The sequence below is a fragment of the Agrococcus citreus genome (assembly GCF_039527715.1).
In the GTDB taxonomy this organism is placed as follows: Bacteria; Actinomycetota; Actinomycetes; order Actinomycetales; family Microbacteriaceae; genus Agrococcus; species Agrococcus citreus.
The window spans coordinates 142,875-144,386 of sequence record NZ_BAAAKK010000003.1; the positions used below are offsets into that span (position 1 = coordinate 142,875).

1 protein-coding gene is annotated in these 1,512 nt (G+C 78.0%); it reads left to right on the forward strand.

All coding sequences use genetic code 11. The features are described 5' to 3' along the window. On the forward strand, nt 1-1,473 hold a 1,473-nt coding region (locus tag ABD106_RS06005; protein WP_343918384.1), incomplete at its 5' end, for a helicase-associated domain-containing protein. Between the last annotated feature and the right edge of the window lie 39 nt (nt 1,474-1,512).

Here is a 1,512-nt window from a genome sequence, read left to right on the forward strand (position 1 = left end):
GCCGCCGACCCGGTCGCTCCCGAGGCCGCCGCCGACGCGATCGAGAGCGCCATCGCGCCGCAGATGGCGATCGACGAGGCGATCAAGGTCTCGGAGCTCGTGCACCGCATCGCCGATGCCCCCATCACGCTCCGCAGCCGCTCGCAGCTGCCCGCGGCCACAGCCCGCGCACTCGCGGCCGCGATCGACGCCGAGGCCGCGCAGCTCGAGGAGCGGCTCGAGCCTGCGCTGCTGGCCGGCCTGGTCGACCGCCACGACGGCCGGCTGCGCGCGACCGTCGACGCCGACGCGTGGCTCGCATCCCCCGTGCCCGACCGCTGGTTCGCGCTCGCGAAGGCGTGGCTCGCCGCGACCCCCGACCTCGACGCCGTCGCCGGCTGGTCGCCGACGCAGTTCCCGCTCGCCGACGCCGCCGTGCTCGCGGAGCGCGAGCGGCAGCACCGGCAGGCCGAGCGCCTCGGGCTCGCGCACCGCGGCACGCTCACGACGCTCGCCGCCGACCTGCGGCACGACCTGCAGCACGACCTGCGGCACGACCAGGGGCGCGGCCCCGGCGCCGACGCGGGCAGCGCCTCGGCCGGCGACGGTGGTACCGCCTCGGCCGGCGACGGGAGCCGCGCGCGCGCCGCGCTCGCCGCCCACGTGCCGCCCGCCACCGCATCCGTCTACCTGCAGCCCGACCTCTCGGCCGTCGCGCCCGGTCCGCTCGAGGCGACGGTCGAGACCCGGCTGCGGCGGATCGCCGCGCTCGAGCGCGCCGGCATCGCCTCGCAGTGGCGCGTCACGGCGCAGAGCGTCGCGACCGGGCTCGCGGCCGGCGAGACGGCCGAGGAGCTGCTCGCCTTCCTCGGCGACATCTCGCTCACCGGCCTGCCGCAGCCGGTGGCCTACCTCGTGCGCGACACCGCCGCGCGCTTCGGGGCGCTCCGCGTGCGCGCCGTCGACCCGCTCGCCGAGGGCGGCGCCCGCTCGCAGGCCCGCAGCGACGACGAGCACATGATCCGCACGATCGCCGTCGACCGCGCGCTCGCGACCTCGGGCCCGCTGCAGACGGGGCCGCACCGCATCACGTTCCGCACGAGCGCCGAGGAAGCGCTCGAGGCGCTGCTCGAGGAGCGCTACCCCGCGGTGCTCGAGGACGACGCCGGCGAGCTCGTCGTGCGCGTGCCCGACCGCGCGCCCCGGCGGACGCGCGAGCGCCACCGGCTCGTCGCGCGGCTGCGCGATGCGGGCTTCGAGGTGGGTGAGCAGGAGCGCGCGTGGCTCGAGCGGCAGCTGCTGAGCGCCGTGCGCGAGCGCGTGCCCGTGCGGCTCACGCTCACGACGAGCGGCGAGCCCGTCGACATCGAGCTCATCCCGCTCGCGGTCGCGAACGGCCGGCTGCGCGCTCGCGACGCGAACCGCGACGTCGAGCGGACGCTGCCGCTCAGCGCCATCACGAAGGTCGCGGGGCTCGGCGTCTCGACCGGCTGACCCCCGCCTGCCGGTGGGGTGGTCACGACACGCCGCGCC